This is a genomic window from Enterobacter sp. (genome assembly GCF_977039595.1).
Window position 1 is genome coordinate 27,307 of sequence record NZ_CDRQYH010000010.1, and the last position, 16,481, is coordinate 43,787.

The following is a 16,481-nucleotide window of genomic DNA, read 5'->3' on the forward strand; positions in this document are numbered from 1 at the left end:
TGTGATGATGAACCCATTAATTATCAAACTCGGTGGTGTACTGCTGGATAGCGAAGAAGCGCTGGAGCGTCTGTTTACCGCGCTGGTGAACTATCGCGAGTCACATCAACGTCCGCTGGTGATTGTGCACGGCGGCGGCTGCGTGGTGGATGAGCTGATGAAAGGGCTCAACCTGCCGGTGAAAAAGAAAAACGGCCTGCGCGTGACGCCTGCTGACCAGATTGACATCATTACCGGCGCGCTGGCGGGTACGGCGAACAAAACGCTGCTGGCGTGGGCGAAGAAACACCACATCGCGTCCGTTGGCCTCTATCTGGGCGATGGCGACAGCGTAAAAGTGACCCAGCTCGACGAAGAGCTCGGCCACGTTGGACTGGCGCAGCCTGGTTCGCCTAAGCTGATTAATACGCTGCTGGAAGGGGGTTTCCTGCCGGTGGTGAGCTCAATCGGCGTGACCGAAGAGGGCGAGCTGATGAACGTCAACGCTGACCAGGCAGCAACCGCGCTCGCGGCAACGCTGGGCGCGGATCTGATCCTTCTCTCCGACGTGAGCGGCATTCTGGACGGAAAAGGCCAGCGCATCGCAGAAATGACGGCAGAGAAAGCCGAGCAGCTGATTGCGCAGGGCATCATCACCGACGGCATGATCGTCAAAGTGAACGCCGCGCTGGATGCCGCGCGCACGCTGGGCCGCCCGGTGGATATCGCCTCCTGGCGTCACGCTGAACAACTGCCTGCGCTGTTCAACGGCACGCCGATTGGCACGCGTATTCTGGCGTAATCGATTTAACGTTTTGTAGGCCCGGTAAGCGCAGCGCCACCGGGCAATGAAATTCAAAGATATTAAGGAAGCATGTTATGGCACTTTGGGGTGGGCGTTTTACACAGGCAGCGGATCAGCGGTTCAAACAGTTCAACGACTCTTTGCGCTTCGACTACCGCCTGGCCGAACAGGATATTGTCGGCTCTGTGGCCTGGTCCAAAGCGCTGGTGACGGTTGGCGTACTGACCGCAGACGAACAATTACAGCTGGAAGAAGCGCTGAATAATCTGCTGGAAGAGGTGCGTCTTAACCCGCAGCAGATCCTCGAAAGCGATGCTGAAGATATTCACAGCTGGGTGGAAGGCAAACTTATCGACAAGGTCGGCCAGCTGGGCAAAAAGCTGCACACCGGACGCAGCCGTAACGACCAGGTCGCCACCGATCTGAAGCTGTGGTGTAAAGATACCGTTGGCGAACTGCTGGCGGCTAATCGTCAGCTGCAGAGCGCACTGGTGGAGACCGCGCAGAACAACCAGGACGCGGTGATGCCGGGTTATACCCACCTGCAGCGCGCCCAGCCGGTGACCTTTGCGCACTGGTGTCTGGCCTACGTCGAGATGCTGGCGCGTGATGAAAGCCGTCTGCAGGACACCCTTAAACGTCTGGACGTCAGCCCGCTGGGCAGCGGCGCGCTGGCCGGAACCGCTTACGAAATCGACCGTGAACAGCTGGCAGGCTGGTTGGGCTTTGCCTCCGCCACCCGTAACAGCCTGGACAGCGTGTCTGACCGCGACCACGTGCTGGAGCTGCTCTCCAATGCCTCGATCGGGATGGTGCATCTGTCGCGCTTTGCCGAAGACCTGATCTTCTTTAACTCTGGCGAAGCGGGCTTCGTCGAGCTGTCCGACCGCGTGACCTCAGGCTCATCCCTGATGCCGCAGAAGAAAAACCCGGACGCGCTGGAGCTAATTCGCGGTAAATGTGGCCGCGTGCAGGGCGCGCTGACCGGCATGATGATGACCCTGAAAGGGCTGCCTCTGGCGTATAACAAAGACATGCAGGAAGACAAAGAAGGATTGTTCGACGCGCTCGACACCTGGCTGGACTGTCTGCATATGGGCGCGCTGGTGCTGGACGGCATTCAGGTGAAACGTCCACGGTGCCAGGAAGCGGCGCAGCAGGGCTATGCGAACTCTACCGAGCTGGCGGATTATCTGGTGGCGAAAGGCGTACCTTTCCGTGAAGCGCACCATATTGTGGGTGAAGCGGTAGTGGAAGCTATTCGTCAGGGTAAACCGCTGGAAGATCTGGCGCTGGCCGACCTGCAGAAGTTCAGCGCGGTTATCGGGGATGATGTGTATCCGATTCTTGCGCTGCAGTCTTGCCTGGATAAGCGTGCCGCGAAAGGCGGCGTGTCGCCTAAGCAGGTGGCGCAGGCGATAGCGGATGCGAAAAACCGTTTGGTTTAATCTGTCCTGACTGGAGCCCTCTCCCACTGTGCGGGGAGAGGGCCAGGGTGACGGGTTACAGCAGCTTAGCCAGACGGTTGATGTCGGACTGAATTGCTCCTGCGGTGACATCGCGCCCGGCGCCAGGACCGCGGATCACCAGCGGGTTATCGCGGTACCAGCGGCTTTCGATGGCGAAGACGTTATCGCACGGCAGCAGCGCCGCCAGTGGATGCTCAGGACGCACCGCCTCGACACCGACTCGCGCTTTTCCGTTAGCCTCAAAACGCGCCACATAGCGCAGTACCAGCCCCATCTCGTTCGCCGCTTCCAGACGCTGAACCATCTGCTCGTTAAGCTCTTCACCATTTTCAAAGAAATGGTCCACAGAACCTTCTTCACAGCCGGCAGGCACCAGAGATTCGACGCGTACGGAATCCGGTTCGATGTCGTAACCAGCTTCACGCGCCAGGATTACCAGCTTACGCATCACGTCTTTACCGGAAAGGTCAACGCGCGGATCGGGTTCCGTTAAGCCCTGCTGCCACGCCTGATCCACCAGGTCGGTGAACGGTACGGTGCCGTCAAACTGCAGGAACAGCCAGGAGAGCGTGCCGGAGAAGATACCGCTCAGCGCCAGAATGCTGTCGCCGCTTTCAATCAGGTCACGCACGGTGTGGTTAACCGGCAGGCCCGCGCCCACGGTGGCGTTATACAGCCAGTGACGGCCAGTTTTTTCAAACGCGTCGTGGATCTGACGGTATTTATCGGTGCTGCTCGCCCCCGCCAGCTTGTTGGCGCTGATGACGTGGAAACCGTGGCTGGCGAAATCAAGGTACTGATCGGCAAGCTGTTCGCTGGCGGTAACGTCCAGCACCACCAGATCGTCATACGGGTGCGCACGCATCCACAGGAACAGCGACTCTTCATCCTGCTCAACCGCTTCATCGTTAAAGAAGGCAAGCGCGCGGCTGGCGTCCAGCCCTTCGTAGTTCAGCAGGCTGCGGCGACTGTCTACCACGCCCGCAAGAATAAATTCAAACCCGGTACGCGCCGAGAGCGTCACCTGTTCGCGGGCAAACAGCTCAAGCCATCGGGAACCGATATTACCTTTCCCGAACAGCACCAGGCCGATGCGTTTTTCCGCGCGGAACAGGGAGGTATGCAGACCCTGAATCAGACTTTCGGTTGGCCCTTTGCGCAGAACGGCAACCAGGCTGATGCCCTCTTCCGACTGCCAGGTGAACTCCACCGGCTGGCCTTTCAGCTGCTGCCAGAAGCGGTGGCAGTGCAGCGGGTTACGGGTGACGCCCGCGCCCACCATCGCCACCAGCGCCAGCCCCTGACGCAGGCGAAGTTCGCCCGGCAGGCCTGCTTCATCCAGAATTTTCAGCGCGCTGTCCGCCACTTCTGCGGTATAGCAGAACTGCAGCAGCTGGCGGTCATTGTGAACACCCACGGCCAGCGGACGCACCTGAGCACGTTTCAGGATCGTGTCGATCTCTTTATGCGCCAGCTTGAAGTCCTGCCCCGCAGGCACCTGGAACTCAATCAGGCAGATGTCGTCATGACTGGTGACAATACGTGCCCCGGTACCGGACGCCAGCACGCGCTCAATGCGCGTGGAGCCTTGATCCGGGGTGTAACTGCAGCGCAGCTGGAGGTCGATATCGCTGCCGGAAACCGGCTGCAGCGTGCGCGCGTGCAGTACCGGCGCAGCCAGACGCGCCAGTTCACTGGCTTCATCCAGGCGCAGCAGCGGCAGCAGACAGGCATCTTTAACTTTACGCGGGTCCGCGCTGTAAACACCGGCCACGTCGCTCCAGATGGTGACGCGGGACACGCCCGCCAGGGCACCAATCTGCGTTGCCGAGTAGTCCGATCCGTTACGGCCCAGCAGCACGGTTTCGCCCGCGTTGCTGCGGCTAATAAAGCCGGTGACGACAATACGTTTGCCCGGGTGCTGCACCAGCAGCTGTTGCAGCAGCGGGTAGGACAACCCTTCATCCACCTGCGGCTGCGCGGCGCGTTCGGCGCGCAGGAAATCACGCGCGTCGAGCCAGGCCGCTTCCACGCCCAGGTGTTGCAGTACGGCGGCCATCAGGCGTGCGGACCACACTTCACCGTGGCCCACCACTTCGGCATACACCGCATCGGTAATACCGCTGTCCAGCAGGGCAGCCAGACGCTCAAGGTCATGGGTGAAGGCACCGATCAGCCCGTCCGCCACGTCCGCAGGCAGCAGGCCGGCAATCAGCTCGCTCTGGTAACGACGTAAGGACTGTTGCACCTGATGCGCAGAAAGGCGATCGGTCTGGCTCAGTTTCAGCCAGCTAATCAACTGGTTGGTGGTGCTGCCCGCTGCCGAGACAACCATCATGTCACCCGGCTGTGAATATTCCGTCATGATCCCTGCAACGCGCAGGTAACATTTCACATCAGCAAGACTACTACCACCAAACTTGTGCAGCTGACGACCCTTCGCCCCTGCCTGCGCTATCACACTCATGATTACCCCTTGGCTGCGATCCGGAAGCCATTTTCCAGATCGGCAATTAAATCTTCAGAATCTTCAATGCCGGTTGAGATACGCAGCAGCGTCTCAGAAATCCCGGCGGCGGCACGTGCTTCCGGTGCCATACCTGCGTGCGTCATGGTTGCGGCGTGGGAGATCAAGCTTTCAACCCCACCTAAGGATTCCGCCAGCGTAAACAATGACAGCCCGCTCAGGAAGCGACGCAGCGTTTGCTCGTCACCATCCAGTTCAAAACTTAACATCGCGCCAAACCCTTTCTGCTGGCGCGCGGCAATCTCGTGCCCCTGATTTTCCGGCAGCGACGGGTGATAAAGCTTTTTCACCAGCGGCTGGGTTTTCAGGAAATCGACAATCGCCTGGGCATTGCGCTGCGCTACGTCCATGCGCGGCGAAAGCGTGCGGATGCCGCGCAACAGCAGATAGCTGTCGAAGGCGCCCGCGGTGACGCCAATGTTATTGGCCCACCATGCCAGTTCGGTGACAACATCCGGATCTTTGGCAATCACCACGCCTGCCACCACGTCAGAATGGCCGTTCAGATATTTAGTGCATGAATGCAATACCAGATCGGCACCCAGTGCGAGTGGGTTCTGAAGGGCCGGACTGAGGAACGTATTATCCACTACACTTATCGCTCCCGCATCCCTTGCGAGCTGACAAATTTTCGCAATATCGACAACGCGCAACAATGGATTACTTGGACTTTCCACCAGAACCAGCTTTGGTTTCTCTGCCAGAGCCTGTTTCAGCGCCTGTTCGTCGTTTTGATCGACAAACAGCACGCGATAGCAGCCGCGTTTTGCCAGGCTATCAAACAGGCGATAGCTGCCGCCGTAGCAATCGTGTGGGGCAACCAGCAGATCGCCCGGTTTCAGGAACACGGTGGTCACCAGGTGAATGGCGGACATCCCGGTATTGGTTAATACTGCCCCTGCGCCCCCTTCCAGTTCCGCAAGCGCGCGCTGGGTCACGTCACGTGTAGGGTTGCCACGACGCGAGTAATCATGCGCGCGGGGTTCATTAAATCCGGTGAAGTTGTAGGTACTGGAAAGATGAATCGGCGGGACAACGCAGCCGTACTGCTCGTCATCATTTAATCCGCTACGCACTGCAATAGTGGCCTGTTTACGCGTCATGGTGAGGGCTTCCTGGCGAATGAGGTGAAAAGTCAGGCACCAGAGTAAACACTGAAGGTATGGACGTCAATACATCTGGACATCTAAACTTCTTTGCGTATAGATTGAGCAATGCGCAAATAGCCGTTAAAATTATATGCTTTAGTGCACGCTGCAGCGGCAATATCCGTGCCACGGTATCGTCTCTACGGTAAACTAGACAAGATTGCGGTTCAAAACGGGTGGTTACAGGTTTTGCACCTTTAGATAAATGACTGAGAGGATTAAAGGTATCTCATGGCTGAATGGAGCGGCGAATATATCAGCCCATACGCTGAGCACGGTAAGAAGAGTGAGCAAGTAAAGAAAATTACGGTTTCCATTCCTCTGAAGGTGTTGAAGATCCTCACCGATGAACGTACGCGTCGTCAGGTGAACAACCTGCGCCACGCGACTAACAGCGAACTGCTGTGCGAAGCGTTTCTTCATGCGTTTACCGGTCAACCGTTGCCGAACGATGAAGATCTGCGCAAAGAGCGTAGTGATGAAATCCCGGAAGAGGCGAAGGTGATCATGCGTGAACTGGGTATTGACCCGGAGACGTGGGAATACTGAGAAGCGGATACAAAAAAGGCACCTTGCGGTGCCTTTTTTTCGGGAAACTTATTTAGCGCCCGGGATGCTGAAACGCTTGTTGAAGCGGTCAACACGGCCACCGGTTGCAACGTCACGCTGCTTACCAGTGTAGAACGGGTGGCATTTGCCGCACACGTCCAGGTTCAGATCGTGACCCACGGTAGAGCGGATCTGGATAGAGTTACCGCAAGAACAGTTTGCAGTAATCATTTCGTATTTCGGGTGAATATCTTTTTTCATGGGAGAACCTCAGTTAAGGCCGCGTCGCTCTTCCAGCCCTAACGCCAGACACCACGCGATGTTGATTGTAAGTTCTTTGGCGTAAAGTACACCAAAGGCGGCGAATCATACAGAATTTGACCAACGTATGCAAACTGATCCGCACGCCGCTTTTACTAATGTGTATACTAACGCGCCACTTTTCAAGTCAGGAAGATTCGATGCCCGTCGCTCACGTTGCCCTGCCCGTTCCGCTTCCCCGCACCTTTGACTATCTGCTGCCCGACAGCATGAGCGCCAAAGCGGGCTGCCGCGTGACCGTGCCGTTTGGCAAACAGCAGCGCGTGGGGATCGTCGTCTCCGTCAGCGATAAAAGCGAGCTACCGCTTAATGAGCTGAAATCAGTCGTTGAGGTGCTGGACAGCGAGCCGGTTTACTCCACCAGCATATGGCGACTGCTGCTGTGGGCGGCGGATTATTATCATCACCCGATCGGCGACGTCCTGTTCCACGCTCTGCCAATTATGCTGCGTCAGGGCAAGAGCGCCAGCCATGCGCCAATGTGGTACTGGTTTGCCACGGAGGAAGGCCAGGCCGTCGACATCAACAGCCTGAAGCGCTCGCAGAAGCAGCAGCAGGCGCTGGCGGCGCTGCGTCAGGGGAAAATCTGGCGGCATCAGGTCGACGAGCTTGAGGTCAGCGAAACGGCGCTACAGGCATTAAGAAAGAAAGGGCTAAGCGAACTGGCCAGCGAAGCGCCTGCTCTGAACGACTGGCGGGAGAGTTTCTCCGTTTCAGGGGATCGCCTGCGTCTGAATACCGAACAGGCCACCGCGGTAGGCGCGATTCATAGCGCCTCCGATCGTTTCTCTGCCTGGCTGCTGGCGGGGGTCACCGGTTCCGGCAAGACCGAAGTCTACCTGAGCGTGCTGGAAAACGTGCTCGCTCAGGGGAAACAGGCGCTGGTGATGGTGCCGGAAATTGGCCTGACGCCGCAAACCATCGCCCGATTTCGCGAACGCTTTAACGCGCCGGTTGAGGTGCTGCACTCCGGCCTGAACGACAGCGAACGCCTCAGCGCCTGGCTGAAAGCGAAAAACGGCGAAGCGGCGATTGTGATCGGCACCCGTTCATCGCTGTTTACGCCGTTTAAAAATCTTGGCGTTATCGTGATCGACGAAGAGCACGACAGCTCCTATAAACAGCAGGAAGGCTGGCGCTACCATGCCCGCGATCTGGCGGTCTATCGCGCGCACAGCGAGCAAATTCCCATTATTCTGGGTTCCGCCACGCCGGCGCTCGAAACGCTGCACAACGTGCGCCAGCGTAAATACCACATGCTTCGCCTGACGCGTCGGGCGGGGAATGCTCGTCCGGCCATTCAGCACGTGCTGGATCTGAAAGGTCAGCAGGTTCAGGCCGGGCTTGCGCCTGCACTGATTACCCGCATGCGCCAGCACCTGCAGGCGGGGAATCAGGTCATTCTGTTTCTGAACCGCCGCGGATTCGCCCCCGCCCTCCTGTGCCACGACTGCGGCTGGATTGCCGAATGCCCGCGCTGCGACCACTACTATACCTTCCACCAGGCCCAGCGGCATTTGCGCTGCCACCACTGTGACAGCCAGCGTCCGGTGCCGCGCCAGTGCCCGTCGTGTGGTTCAACGCATATCGTGCCGGTCGGTCTGGGAACGGAACAGCTTGAACAGGCGCTTGGTCCCTTCTTCCCGGACGTGCCGATTTCGCGTATCGACCGGGACACCACCAGCCGCAAAGGCGCGCTCGAACAGCAGCTGGCGGAAGTGCATCGCGGTGGCGCGCGCATCCTGATTGGCACCCAGATGCTGGCCAAAGGCCACCACTTCCCGGACGTGACGCTGGTCGCCCTGCTGGACGTGGACGGCGCGCTGTTCTCGGCAGATTTCCGCTCCGCCGAGCGCTTCGCCCAGCTTTACACCCAGGTAGCCGGACGTGCAGGACGCGCCGGTAAACAGGGCGAAGTGGTGTTGCAAACGCACCACCCGGAGCACCCGCTGCTGCAAACCCTGCTGCACAAAGGCTATGACGCCTTTGCCGAGCAGGCGCTGGCCGAGCGCCAGACTATGCAGCTACCGCCGTGGACCAGTCACGTCATCATCCGCGCGGAAGATCATAACAACCAGCAGGCGCCACTTTTCCTGCAGCAACTGAGAAACCTTCTGCAGGCCAGCCCGCTGGTGGATAGTCAGCTGTGGATTTTGGGCCCGGTGCCTGCCCTCGCGCCAAAACGCGGCGGCCGTTTCCGCTGGCAGATCTTGCTCCAGCACCCCTCGCGCATTCGTCTTCAGCATATTGTTAGCGGCGCGCTGGTGCTGATTAACACCCTGCCCGAAGCGCGAAAAGTGAAGTGGGTGCTGGACGTCGACCCTATCGAAGGCTGAAGCTGGATCGAAAAATTTAACGCTCCTCACACTTTTTATGAAAATTCTGTAACCGATTCCATTAACTATCTGTAAAAATGGTGATGTCAGAAGTTCGGTGTTCAGGCGAGGAGAAGACGTTGAAGTCCAGGAAAGAGGTTGCACCGGCGACCATGAAAGACGTTGCCCAGAAAGCACAAGTCTCTACGGCAACGGTATCCCGCGCATTAATGAACCCGGATAAAGTCTCCCAGGCGACCCGTAACCGGGTGGAGCAGGCTGCGCTGGAAGTGGGCTATTTCCCACAGGCGATGGGGCGTAACGTTAAACGCAACGAGTCGCGCACCATTCTGGTGATTGTGCCGGACATCTGTGACCCCTTCTTCAGCGAGATTATCCGCGGTATTGAAGTCACCGCGGCGGAACAAGGTTACCTGGTGCTGATTGGCGACTGTGCTCATCAGAATCAGCAGGAAAAAACCTTCATCGACCTTATTATCACCAAGCAGATCGACGGCATGCTTTTGCTTGGCTCTCGTCTGCCGTTTGATGCCAGCATTGAAGAACAGCGTAATTTACCGCCGATGGTCATGGCCAACGAGTTTGCGCCAGAGCTGGAGCTGCCGACGGTCCATATCGATAACCTCACCGCCGCGTTCAACGCCGTAAATTATCTCCAGGAGCTGGGGCATAAGCGTATTGGCTGCATCGCCGGACCGGAAGAGATGCCGCTGTGTCACTACCGTCTGCAGGGCTACGTTCAGGCGCTGCGCCGTACCGGCGCTACCGTCGATCCGCACTACATTGCGCGCGGCGATTTTACCTTCGCTGCAGGTGGACAGGCGCTGGAGAAACTTCTGGACCTGCCTGAGCCGCCAACCGCCGTATTTTGTCACAGCGACGTGATGGCGCTGGGCGCATTATCGTATGCCAAACGCCGCGGCCTTCGCATACCTAAAGATTTATCGATCATCGGTTTCGATAATATTTCGCTTTCGGAATTTTGCGATCCGCCGCTCTCAACGGTCGCTCAGCCGCGCTACCAAATCGGCCGCGAAGCGATGCTTCTTCTGCTGGATCAGCTTCACGGTCAAACAGTTAGCAGCGGCTCGCGGTTGCTTGACTGTGAACTGATCGTCCGCGGCACTACCCAGGCATTGACTTAAAGTAAACGTCTTTCGGATACCCTTATCTGGTCAAAGCCCCGCCGCTTAAGTAACATGGCGGACTGACGAACGAATAAATACAGCGAAACGATAGTGGCACAACGAGATTATGTACGTCGCGGCCAGCCGGCACCTTCGCGACGCAAAAAGAGTAGCTCAAGGAAAAAGCAACGTAACCTGCCTGCTGTCTCGCCAGCAATGGTCGCTATTGCTGCGGCTGTAGTCGTCGCCTTTATTGGTGGCCTGTACTTTATCACGCACCATAAAAAAGAAGAGTCTGAGGCGCTTCAGGCAAGTAAAGTGGCCGGAAATGGCCTTCCTCCGAAGCCTGAAGAGCGCTGGCGCTATATCAAAGAGCTGGAAAGCCGTCAGCCTGGGGTACGTGCGCCAACTGAACCTTCTGCGGGTGGTGAAGTGCAGAATGCGAATCAGCTAACGGATGAACAGCGTCAGCTGCTGGCACAAATGCAGGCCGATATGCGCCAGCAGCCTACACAGCTGAACGAAGTGCCGTGGAATGAGCAGACCCCGGCACAGCGCCAGCAAACGCTGCAGCGACGTCAGGCGCAACAGCAGATCCAGCAGCAACAACAGCAGCAGTGGGCACAAACCCAGCCGGTGCAGCAGCCTAAGGCACAGCCGCGGGTAACGGAACAGCCGTATCAGCAGCCGACGCGTACGGTGCAGTCTCAGCCTGTCCAGCAGCAGCCGAAAACTCAGCCGCAGAAACAGGCGGCTCAGCCGTATCAGGATCTGCTTCAGACGCCAGCGCATACCACCGCGCAGCAGCCGAAAACTCAGCAGGCTGCGCCGGTGACCAAAGAGACCGAAGCGCCGAAGCAGACGGCTGAGAAAAAAGACGAACGCCGCTGGATGGTGCAGTGCGGTTCGTTCAAAGGCGCGGAGCAGGCGGAAACGGTGCGTGCGCAGCTGGCCTTCGAAGGGTTTGATTCGCGTATTACCACCAATAACGGCTGGAATCGCGTGGTGATTGGGCCGGTCAAAGGCAAAGAAAATGCCGATGGCACCATTTCGCGTTTGAAAATCGCCGGTCACACAAACTGCATTCGACTCGCCTCCGGGGGTTGAAACCCCCAAAATCCCCCCCATCTATCATTTAATTCAGCCCTGAGCACAGGCTCAGGGCTTCTGTTTCCCGATTCTGTAACCAGGGGGTCTGCTCGTGACAACAATAGTAAGTGTACGCCGTAACGGCCATGTGGTAATCGCCGGTGATGGCCAGGCCACGCTGGGTAATACCGTCATGAAAGGCAACGTGAAGAAAGTACGCCGTCTCTACAACGACAAAGTGATCGCCGGTTTTGCAGGCGGCACGGCGGATGCCTTCACGCTGTTTGAACTGTTTGAACGCAAACTGGAAATGCACCAGGGTCATCTGGTGAAAGCTGCCGTTGAGCTGGCGAAAGACTGGCGTACCGACCGCATGCTGCGCAAGCTCGAAGCGCTGCTGGCCGTGGCCGATGAAACCGCTTCGCTTATCATCACCGGTAACGGTGACGTCATTCAGCCGGAAAATGATCTGATTGCCATCGGCTCTGGCGGCCCTTATGCCCAGGCTGCAGCCCGCGCGCTGTTGGAGAATACCGACATGAACGCGCGTGATATCGCGGTGAAGGCGTTGGATATTGCAGGTGATATCTGCATTTATACCAACCACAACCACACCATCGAAGAATTGACCTCCAAAGCGTAAGGATCTCCCATGTCTGAAATGACCCCACGCGAAATTGTCAGCGAACTGAACAAACACATTATCGGCCAGGATAACGCCAAGCGCTCCGTGGCTATCGCTCTGCGTAACCGCTGGCGTCGTATGCAGCTTGACGAAGAGCTGCGCCACGAAGTGACCCCGAAAAACATTCTGATGATCGGCCCGACCGGCGTCGGTAAAACCGAAATCGCCCGTCGTCTGGCGAAGCTGGCTAACGCGCCGTTCATCAAAGTTGAAGCCACCAAGTTCACCGAAGTGGGCTATGTGGGTAAAGAAGTGGACTCCATCATCCGCGATCTGACCGATTCGGCGATCAAGATGGTGCGCGTCCAGGCGATCGAGAAAAACCGCTATCGCGCGGAAGAGATGGCCGAAGAGCGCATTCTCGACGTTCTGATCCCACCGGCAAAAAACAACTGGGGCCAGGCAGAACAGCAGGCTGAGCCTTCAGCCGCGCGTCAGGCGTTCCGCAAAAAACTGCGCGAAGGCCAGCTGGATGACAAAGAGATTGAGATCGATCTCGCTGCCGCGCCAATGGGTGTGGAAATCATGGCACCTCCGGGCATGGAAGAGATGACCAGCCAGCTCCAGTCCATGTTCCAGAACCTGGGCGGCCAGAAGCAGAAAACGCGTAAGCTGAAAATTAAAGACGCGATGAAGCTGCTGATTGAAGAAGAAGCGGCGAAGCTGGTGAACCCGGAAGAGCTGAAGCAGGATGCTATCGACGCGGTTGAGCAGCACGGTATCGTGTTTATCGACGAAATCGACAAAATTTGTAAGCGCGGCGGCAACAGCTCCGGCCCGGATGTGTCCCGCGAAGGCGTTCAGCGCGACCTGCTGCCGCTGGTTGAAGGCTGCACCGTCTCCACCAAGCACGGCATGGTGAAAACGGACCACATCCTGTTTATCGCATCAGGTGCCTTCCAGGTTGCCAGCCCGTCGGATCTGATCCCGGAGCTGCAGGGCCGTCTGCCTATCCGCGTTGAGCTGCAGGCGCTGACCACCGAAGATTTCGAACGTATCCTGACCGAGCCAAACGCCTCTGCTACCGTACAGTACAAAGCGCTGATGGCGACCGAAGGCGTGAACCTCGAATTCACCGAAGACGGTATCAAACGTATTGCCCAGGCTGCATGGCAGGTGAACGAAACCACCGAAAACATCGGTGCGCGTCGTCTGCACACCGTGCTGGAACGCCTGGTCGAAGATATCTCTTATGACGCGAGCGACCTGAACGGTCAAACCGTTACCATTGACGCAGAATATGTGAGTAAACATCTGGATGCGTTAGTGGCAGATGAAGATCTGAGCCGTTTTATCCTATAATCGCGGTTACTGGATTCTCATCACGTTTAATGGGGGCTAATGCCCCCATTTTTATTGGCTAAATACTTATGACTGACATCAGCCGTACGCAGGCGTGGCTCGAAAGTCTGCGCCCTAAAACACTTCCTCTGGCCTTTGCCGCGATTATCGTCGGCACCGCCCTTGCCTGGTGGCAGGGTTATTTCGATCCGCTGGTTGCCGCGCTGGCACTGATTACCGCCGGCCTGCTGCAAATTCTCTCCAATCTCGCCAACGACTACGGCGACGCGGTAAAAGGCAGCGACAAGCCGGACCGCATAGGGCCACTGCGCGGAATGCAGAAAGGGGTGATTACCCAGGCGCAGATGAAACGCGCGCTGATCATCACCGTGGTGCTGATCTGCGTATCCGGCCTGGCGCTGGTAACGGTGGCGTCTAAAACCACCAGCGATTTTATTGGTTTCCTGGTGCTGGGTTTATTAGCCATTATCGCGGCCATCACCTACACCGTCGGCACGCGTCCTTACGGTTATATTGGACTCGGGGATATCTCCGTACTGGTGTTCTTCGGCTGGCTGAGCGTGATGGGAAGCTGGTACCTGCAGGCGCATACGGTGATCCCTGCCCTGTTCCTGCCTGCGACCACCTGCGGTCTGCTTGCGACGGCTGTGCTCAACATCAACAACCTGCGCGACATCGACAGCGATCGCGAGAACGGCAAAAATACCCTGGCGGTTCGTCTGGGGCCGGTTAATGCCCGCCGCTATCATGCCTGCCTGCTCATTGGCGCGCTGGTTTGCCTGGCGCTGTTTAACCTGATTTCCTTGCAAAGCCTGTGGGGCTGGCTGTTTGTGCTTGCCGCGCCGCTGCTGATTAAGCAGGCCCGCTTTGTGATGCGTGAACTCAGCCCGTCCGCCATGCCGCCGATGCTGGAGCGCACGGTAAAAGGTGCGCTGCTGACTAACCTGTTGTTCGTCATCGGGATTGTGTTAAGCCAGACGCTGCGTTAGCTGACAAATATCAATTAACAATTGATGATTTTGCCAACAACGCATTTCGCACGATATACTGAACACATTCGCAGCAACTGAGCGTTAAACCTATGAAATACGATACCTCCGAGCTTTGTGACATCTACCAGGAAGATGTCAACGTCGTTGAACCGCTGTTCTCCAACTTTGGTGGGCGGTCATCATTTGGCGGTCAAATCGTCACGGTGAAATGTTTCGAGGACAACGGGTTGCTGTACGATCTGCTCGAACAGAACGGCCGCGGCCGCGTTCTTGTGGTCGACGGCGGCGGTTCCGTGCGCCGGGCATTAATTGATGCTGAACTGGCCGGCATTGCCGTCCAGAACGAGTGGGAAGGCCTTGTGGTGTACGGTTCCGTGCGCCAGGTGGACGATCTGGAAGACCTGGATATCGGGATTCAGGCTATCGCAGCCATACCGGTAGGGGCGGCAGGTGACGGCATCGGCGAAAGCGACGTGCGCGTCAATTTCGGCGGCGTGACCTTCTTCTCAGGCGACCATCTCTACGCTGATAATACCGGCATTATCCTTTCCGAAGATCCGCTGGATATCGAGTAATAAAACCGTAAGCGTGGACCATAAAAAAACCGCCAACAGCAATGTGGCGGTTTTTTTGTCCCTGGTTTATCCCAGCGGGGATCACACTTCTTCCATACGTCCCAGCAGCGCCTGCAGGCGATCCTGCCAGCCGTTCTGCTGTTCGCGCAGCTGGTTGTTTTCGCGCTCCAGTTCTTCGCGGCCGTGCTGCGCGTTCTGAACTTCCTGCGCCAGGCTGTTGTTCTTCTCTTTCAGCTCTTCAATTTCCATCTGCAGCAGGGTGATGGTGTCAATCGCCTGCTGTACTTTCGATTCCAGTTTCTCAAACACTTCTAAAGACATGATGCTACCTCTCCTGAATTGCAAGGCGACGCTTTAACATAAACGCGCACGACATATACCGTCGATTGTATGGAGCGCGGCGCTCTGTGTCCAGCGACACACCGCGCAGATCGCGGTTTGCAACACTTTTAGGTCTGGTCCTGGTGTGTTCGCGTCATATACCCCTAAATTGTTAACTGATTCGTTAATGAAATGATTCAGCTCACATTCCTGCATTGATCCTGTACTGCTGCAAAAATGTGCTTTATGGCGCGAAAACGCTCATTTTATTGACACAGAGCACACATTTTGATTTCGATATTTCTCGTTTTTGCTCGTTAACGATAAATTAACACTATGTCTACAGGGCATCGTGGCTGTCACGGGCGGCCATGCTAACAATAAACATCAATTTCTTCAGGATTCCGATTATGAGTCAGACATCAACCTTAAAAGGCCAGTGCATTGCCGAGTTCCTTGGTACCGGGTTGTTGATATTCTTCGGAGTGGGCTGTGTCGCTGCACTGAAAGTGGCGGGTGCCAGTTTTGGTCAGTGGGAAATCAGTATCATCTGGGGTCTGGGCGTGGCGATGGCCATCTACCTGACTGCAGGGGTTTCTGGTGCACATCTTAACCCGGCGGTGACAATCGCACTGTGGCTGTTCGCGTGCTTCGACGGACGCAAAGTTGTACCTTTCATTCTTTCTCAGTTTGCCGGCGCGTTTTGCGCAGCGGCGTTAGTTTACGGGCTTTATTACAATCTTTTCATCGACTTCGAACAGACGCATCATATGGTACGCGGCAGCGTCGAAAGTCTGGATCTGGCAGGCATCTTCTCAACCTACCCTAACCCGCACATCAATTTTGTGCAGGCGTTCGCAGTTGAAATGGTGATTACCGCTATTCTGATGGGCGTTATCCTGGCGCTGACCGACGACGGAAACGGCATTCCGCGCGGCCCGCTGGCACCCCTGCTGATTGGTTTGCTGATTGCGGTAATTGGCGCATCAATGGGCCCGCTGACCGGCTTCGCGATGAATCCGGCACGTGATATCGGACCAAAAGCGTTCGCCTTTATCGCAGGCTGGGGCGACGTCGCCTTCACAGGTGGCAAAGACATTCCTTACTTCCTGGTGCCGCTGTTTGCGCCGGTTGTCGGGGCTGCGCTGGGTGCCTTTAGCTACCGCAAATTAATTGGTCGCCACTTACCGTGCGACACCTGTGTGGAAGATGAGAAGGAAACGACTTCTACCGCACAACAAAAAGCTTCGCTGTAA

At 57.0% G+C, this 16,481-nt stretch carries 15 protein-coding genes; 11 read left to right on the top strand and 4 right to left on the bottom strand.

Annotated features, from left to right (window positions below):
* The first annotated feature begins 4 nt into the window (after positions 1-4).
* Both argB and argH read left to right on the top strand, forming a co-directional pair.
* Positions 5-781, top strand: a complete 777-nt coding sequence (gene argB / locus ACWYRJ_RS05220) for an acetylglutamate kinase (RefSeq protein ID WP_090420882.1) — start codon at positions 5-7, stop codon at positions 779-781.
* A gap of 77 nt (positions 782-858) precedes the next feature.
* Positions 859-2,232, top strand: coding sequence for an argininosuccinate lyase (argH, locus tag ACWYRJ_RS05225; protein ID WP_039264229.1), 1,374 nt, complete (start codon positions 859-861; stop codon positions 2,230-2,232).
* A gap of 55 nt (positions 2,233-2,287) precedes the next feature.
* Here the strand turns inward: argH and ACWYRJ_RS05230 are convergent, their stop codons facing one another.
* Together ACWYRJ_RS05230 and metB are read right to left on the bottom strand one after the other, a co-directional pair.
* Positions 2,288-4,720, bottom strand: a complete 2,433-nt coding sequence (locus tag ACWYRJ_RS05230) for a bifunctional aspartate kinase/homoserine dehydrogenase II (protein ID WP_115876989.1) — start codon at positions 4,718-4,720, stop codon at positions 2,288-2,290.
* A gap of 2 nt (positions 4,721-4,722) precedes the next feature.
* Positions 4,723-5,883, bottom strand: coding sequence for a cystathionine gamma-synthase (gene metB / locus ACWYRJ_RS05235; protein WP_045909121.1), 1,161 nt, complete (start codon positions 5,881-5,883; stop codon positions 4,723-4,725).
* Positions 5,884-6,159: 276 nt separating this feature from the next.
* Here metB and metJ point away from each other — a divergent pair, with 276 nt between their 5' ends.
* Positions 6,160-6,477, top strand: a complete 318-nt coding sequence (gene metJ / locus ACWYRJ_RS05240; protein ID WP_015966498.1) for a met regulon transcriptional regulator MetJ — start codon at positions 6,160-6,162, stop codon at positions 6,475-6,477.
* A 48-nt stretch (positions 6,478-6,525) separates the two neighbouring features.
* Here the strand turns inward: metJ and rpmE are convergent, their stop codons facing one another.
* Positions 6,526-6,738: a 50S ribosomal protein L31 gene (gene rpmE, locus ACWYRJ_RS05245; protein ID WP_003862040.1), complete on the bottom strand. Its 213-nt coding sequence runs from the start codon at positions 6,736-6,738 to the stop codon at positions 6,526-6,528.
* A 200-nt stretch (positions 6,739-6,938) separates the two neighbouring features.
* Between rpmE and priA the strand changes: the two genes are divergently transcribed.
* The 7 genes from priA (at position 6,939) to rraA (ending at position 14,904) form a co-directional block, all read left to right on the top strand.
* Positions 6,939-9,134 (top strand): primosomal protein N', encoded by a 2,196-nt coding sequence (gene priA / locus ACWYRJ_RS05250; protein ID WP_455507521.1) that lies wholly within the window; start codon positions 6,939-6,941, stop codon positions 9,132-9,134.
* 119 nt (positions 9,135-9,253) lie between these two features.
* Positions 9,254-10,279, top strand: coding sequence for a DNA-binding transcriptional regulator CytR (gene cytR / locus ACWYRJ_RS05255; RefSeq protein WP_024909190.1), 1,026 nt, complete (start codon positions 9,254-9,256; stop codon positions 10,277-10,279).
* A gap of 93 nt (positions 10,280-10,372) precedes the next feature.
* Positions 10,373-11,368, top strand: coding sequence for a cell division protein FtsN (ftsN, locus tag ACWYRJ_RS05260; RefSeq protein ID WP_111963962.1), 996 nt, complete (start codon positions 10,373-10,375; stop codon positions 11,366-11,368).
* Positions 11,369-11,462: 94 nt separating this feature from the next.
* Complete coding sequence (gene hslV, locus ACWYRJ_RS05265) at positions 11,463-11,993, top strand: ATP-dependent protease subunit HslV (RefSeq protein ID WP_008501802.1); 531 nt, start codon at positions 11,463-11,465, stop codon at positions 11,991-11,993.
* A 9-nt stretch (positions 11,994-12,002) separates the two neighbouring features.
* A complete protein-coding gene (gene hslU / locus ACWYRJ_RS05270; RefSeq protein ID WP_008501803.1) occupies positions 12,003-13,337 on the top strand; it encodes an HslU--HslV peptidase ATPase subunit in 1,335 nt (444 codons plus the stop codon).
* Between the two features lie 68 nt (positions 13,338-13,405).
* Positions 13,406-14,326, top strand: coding sequence for a 1,4-dihydroxy-2-naphthoate polyprenyltransferase (gene menA / locus ACWYRJ_RS05275; protein WP_455507522.1), 921 nt, complete (start codon positions 13,406-13,408; stop codon positions 14,324-14,326).
* Between the two features lie 92 nt (positions 14,327-14,418).
* Positions 14,419-14,904: a ribonuclease E activity regulator RraA gene (rraA, locus tag ACWYRJ_RS05280; protein ID WP_023309687.1), complete on the top strand. Its 486-nt coding sequence runs from the start codon at positions 14,419-14,421 to the stop codon at positions 14,902-14,904.
* Between the two features lie 81 nt (positions 14,905-14,985).
* Here the strand turns inward: rraA and zapB are convergent, their stop codons facing one another.
* Positions 14,986-15,225: a septal ring assembly protein ZapB gene (gene zapB, locus ACWYRJ_RS05285; protein ID WP_010436935.1), complete on the bottom strand. Its 240-nt coding sequence runs from the start codon at positions 15,223-15,225 to the stop codon at positions 14,986-14,988.
* 410 nt (positions 15,226-15,635) lie between these two features.
* Here zapB and ACWYRJ_RS05290 point away from each other — a divergent pair, with 410 nt between their 5' ends.
* Positions 15,636-16,481, top strand: a complete 846-nt coding sequence (locus tag ACWYRJ_RS05290; RefSeq protein ID WP_047174104.1) for an MIP/aquaporin family protein — start codon at positions 15,636-15,638, stop codon at positions 16,479-16,481.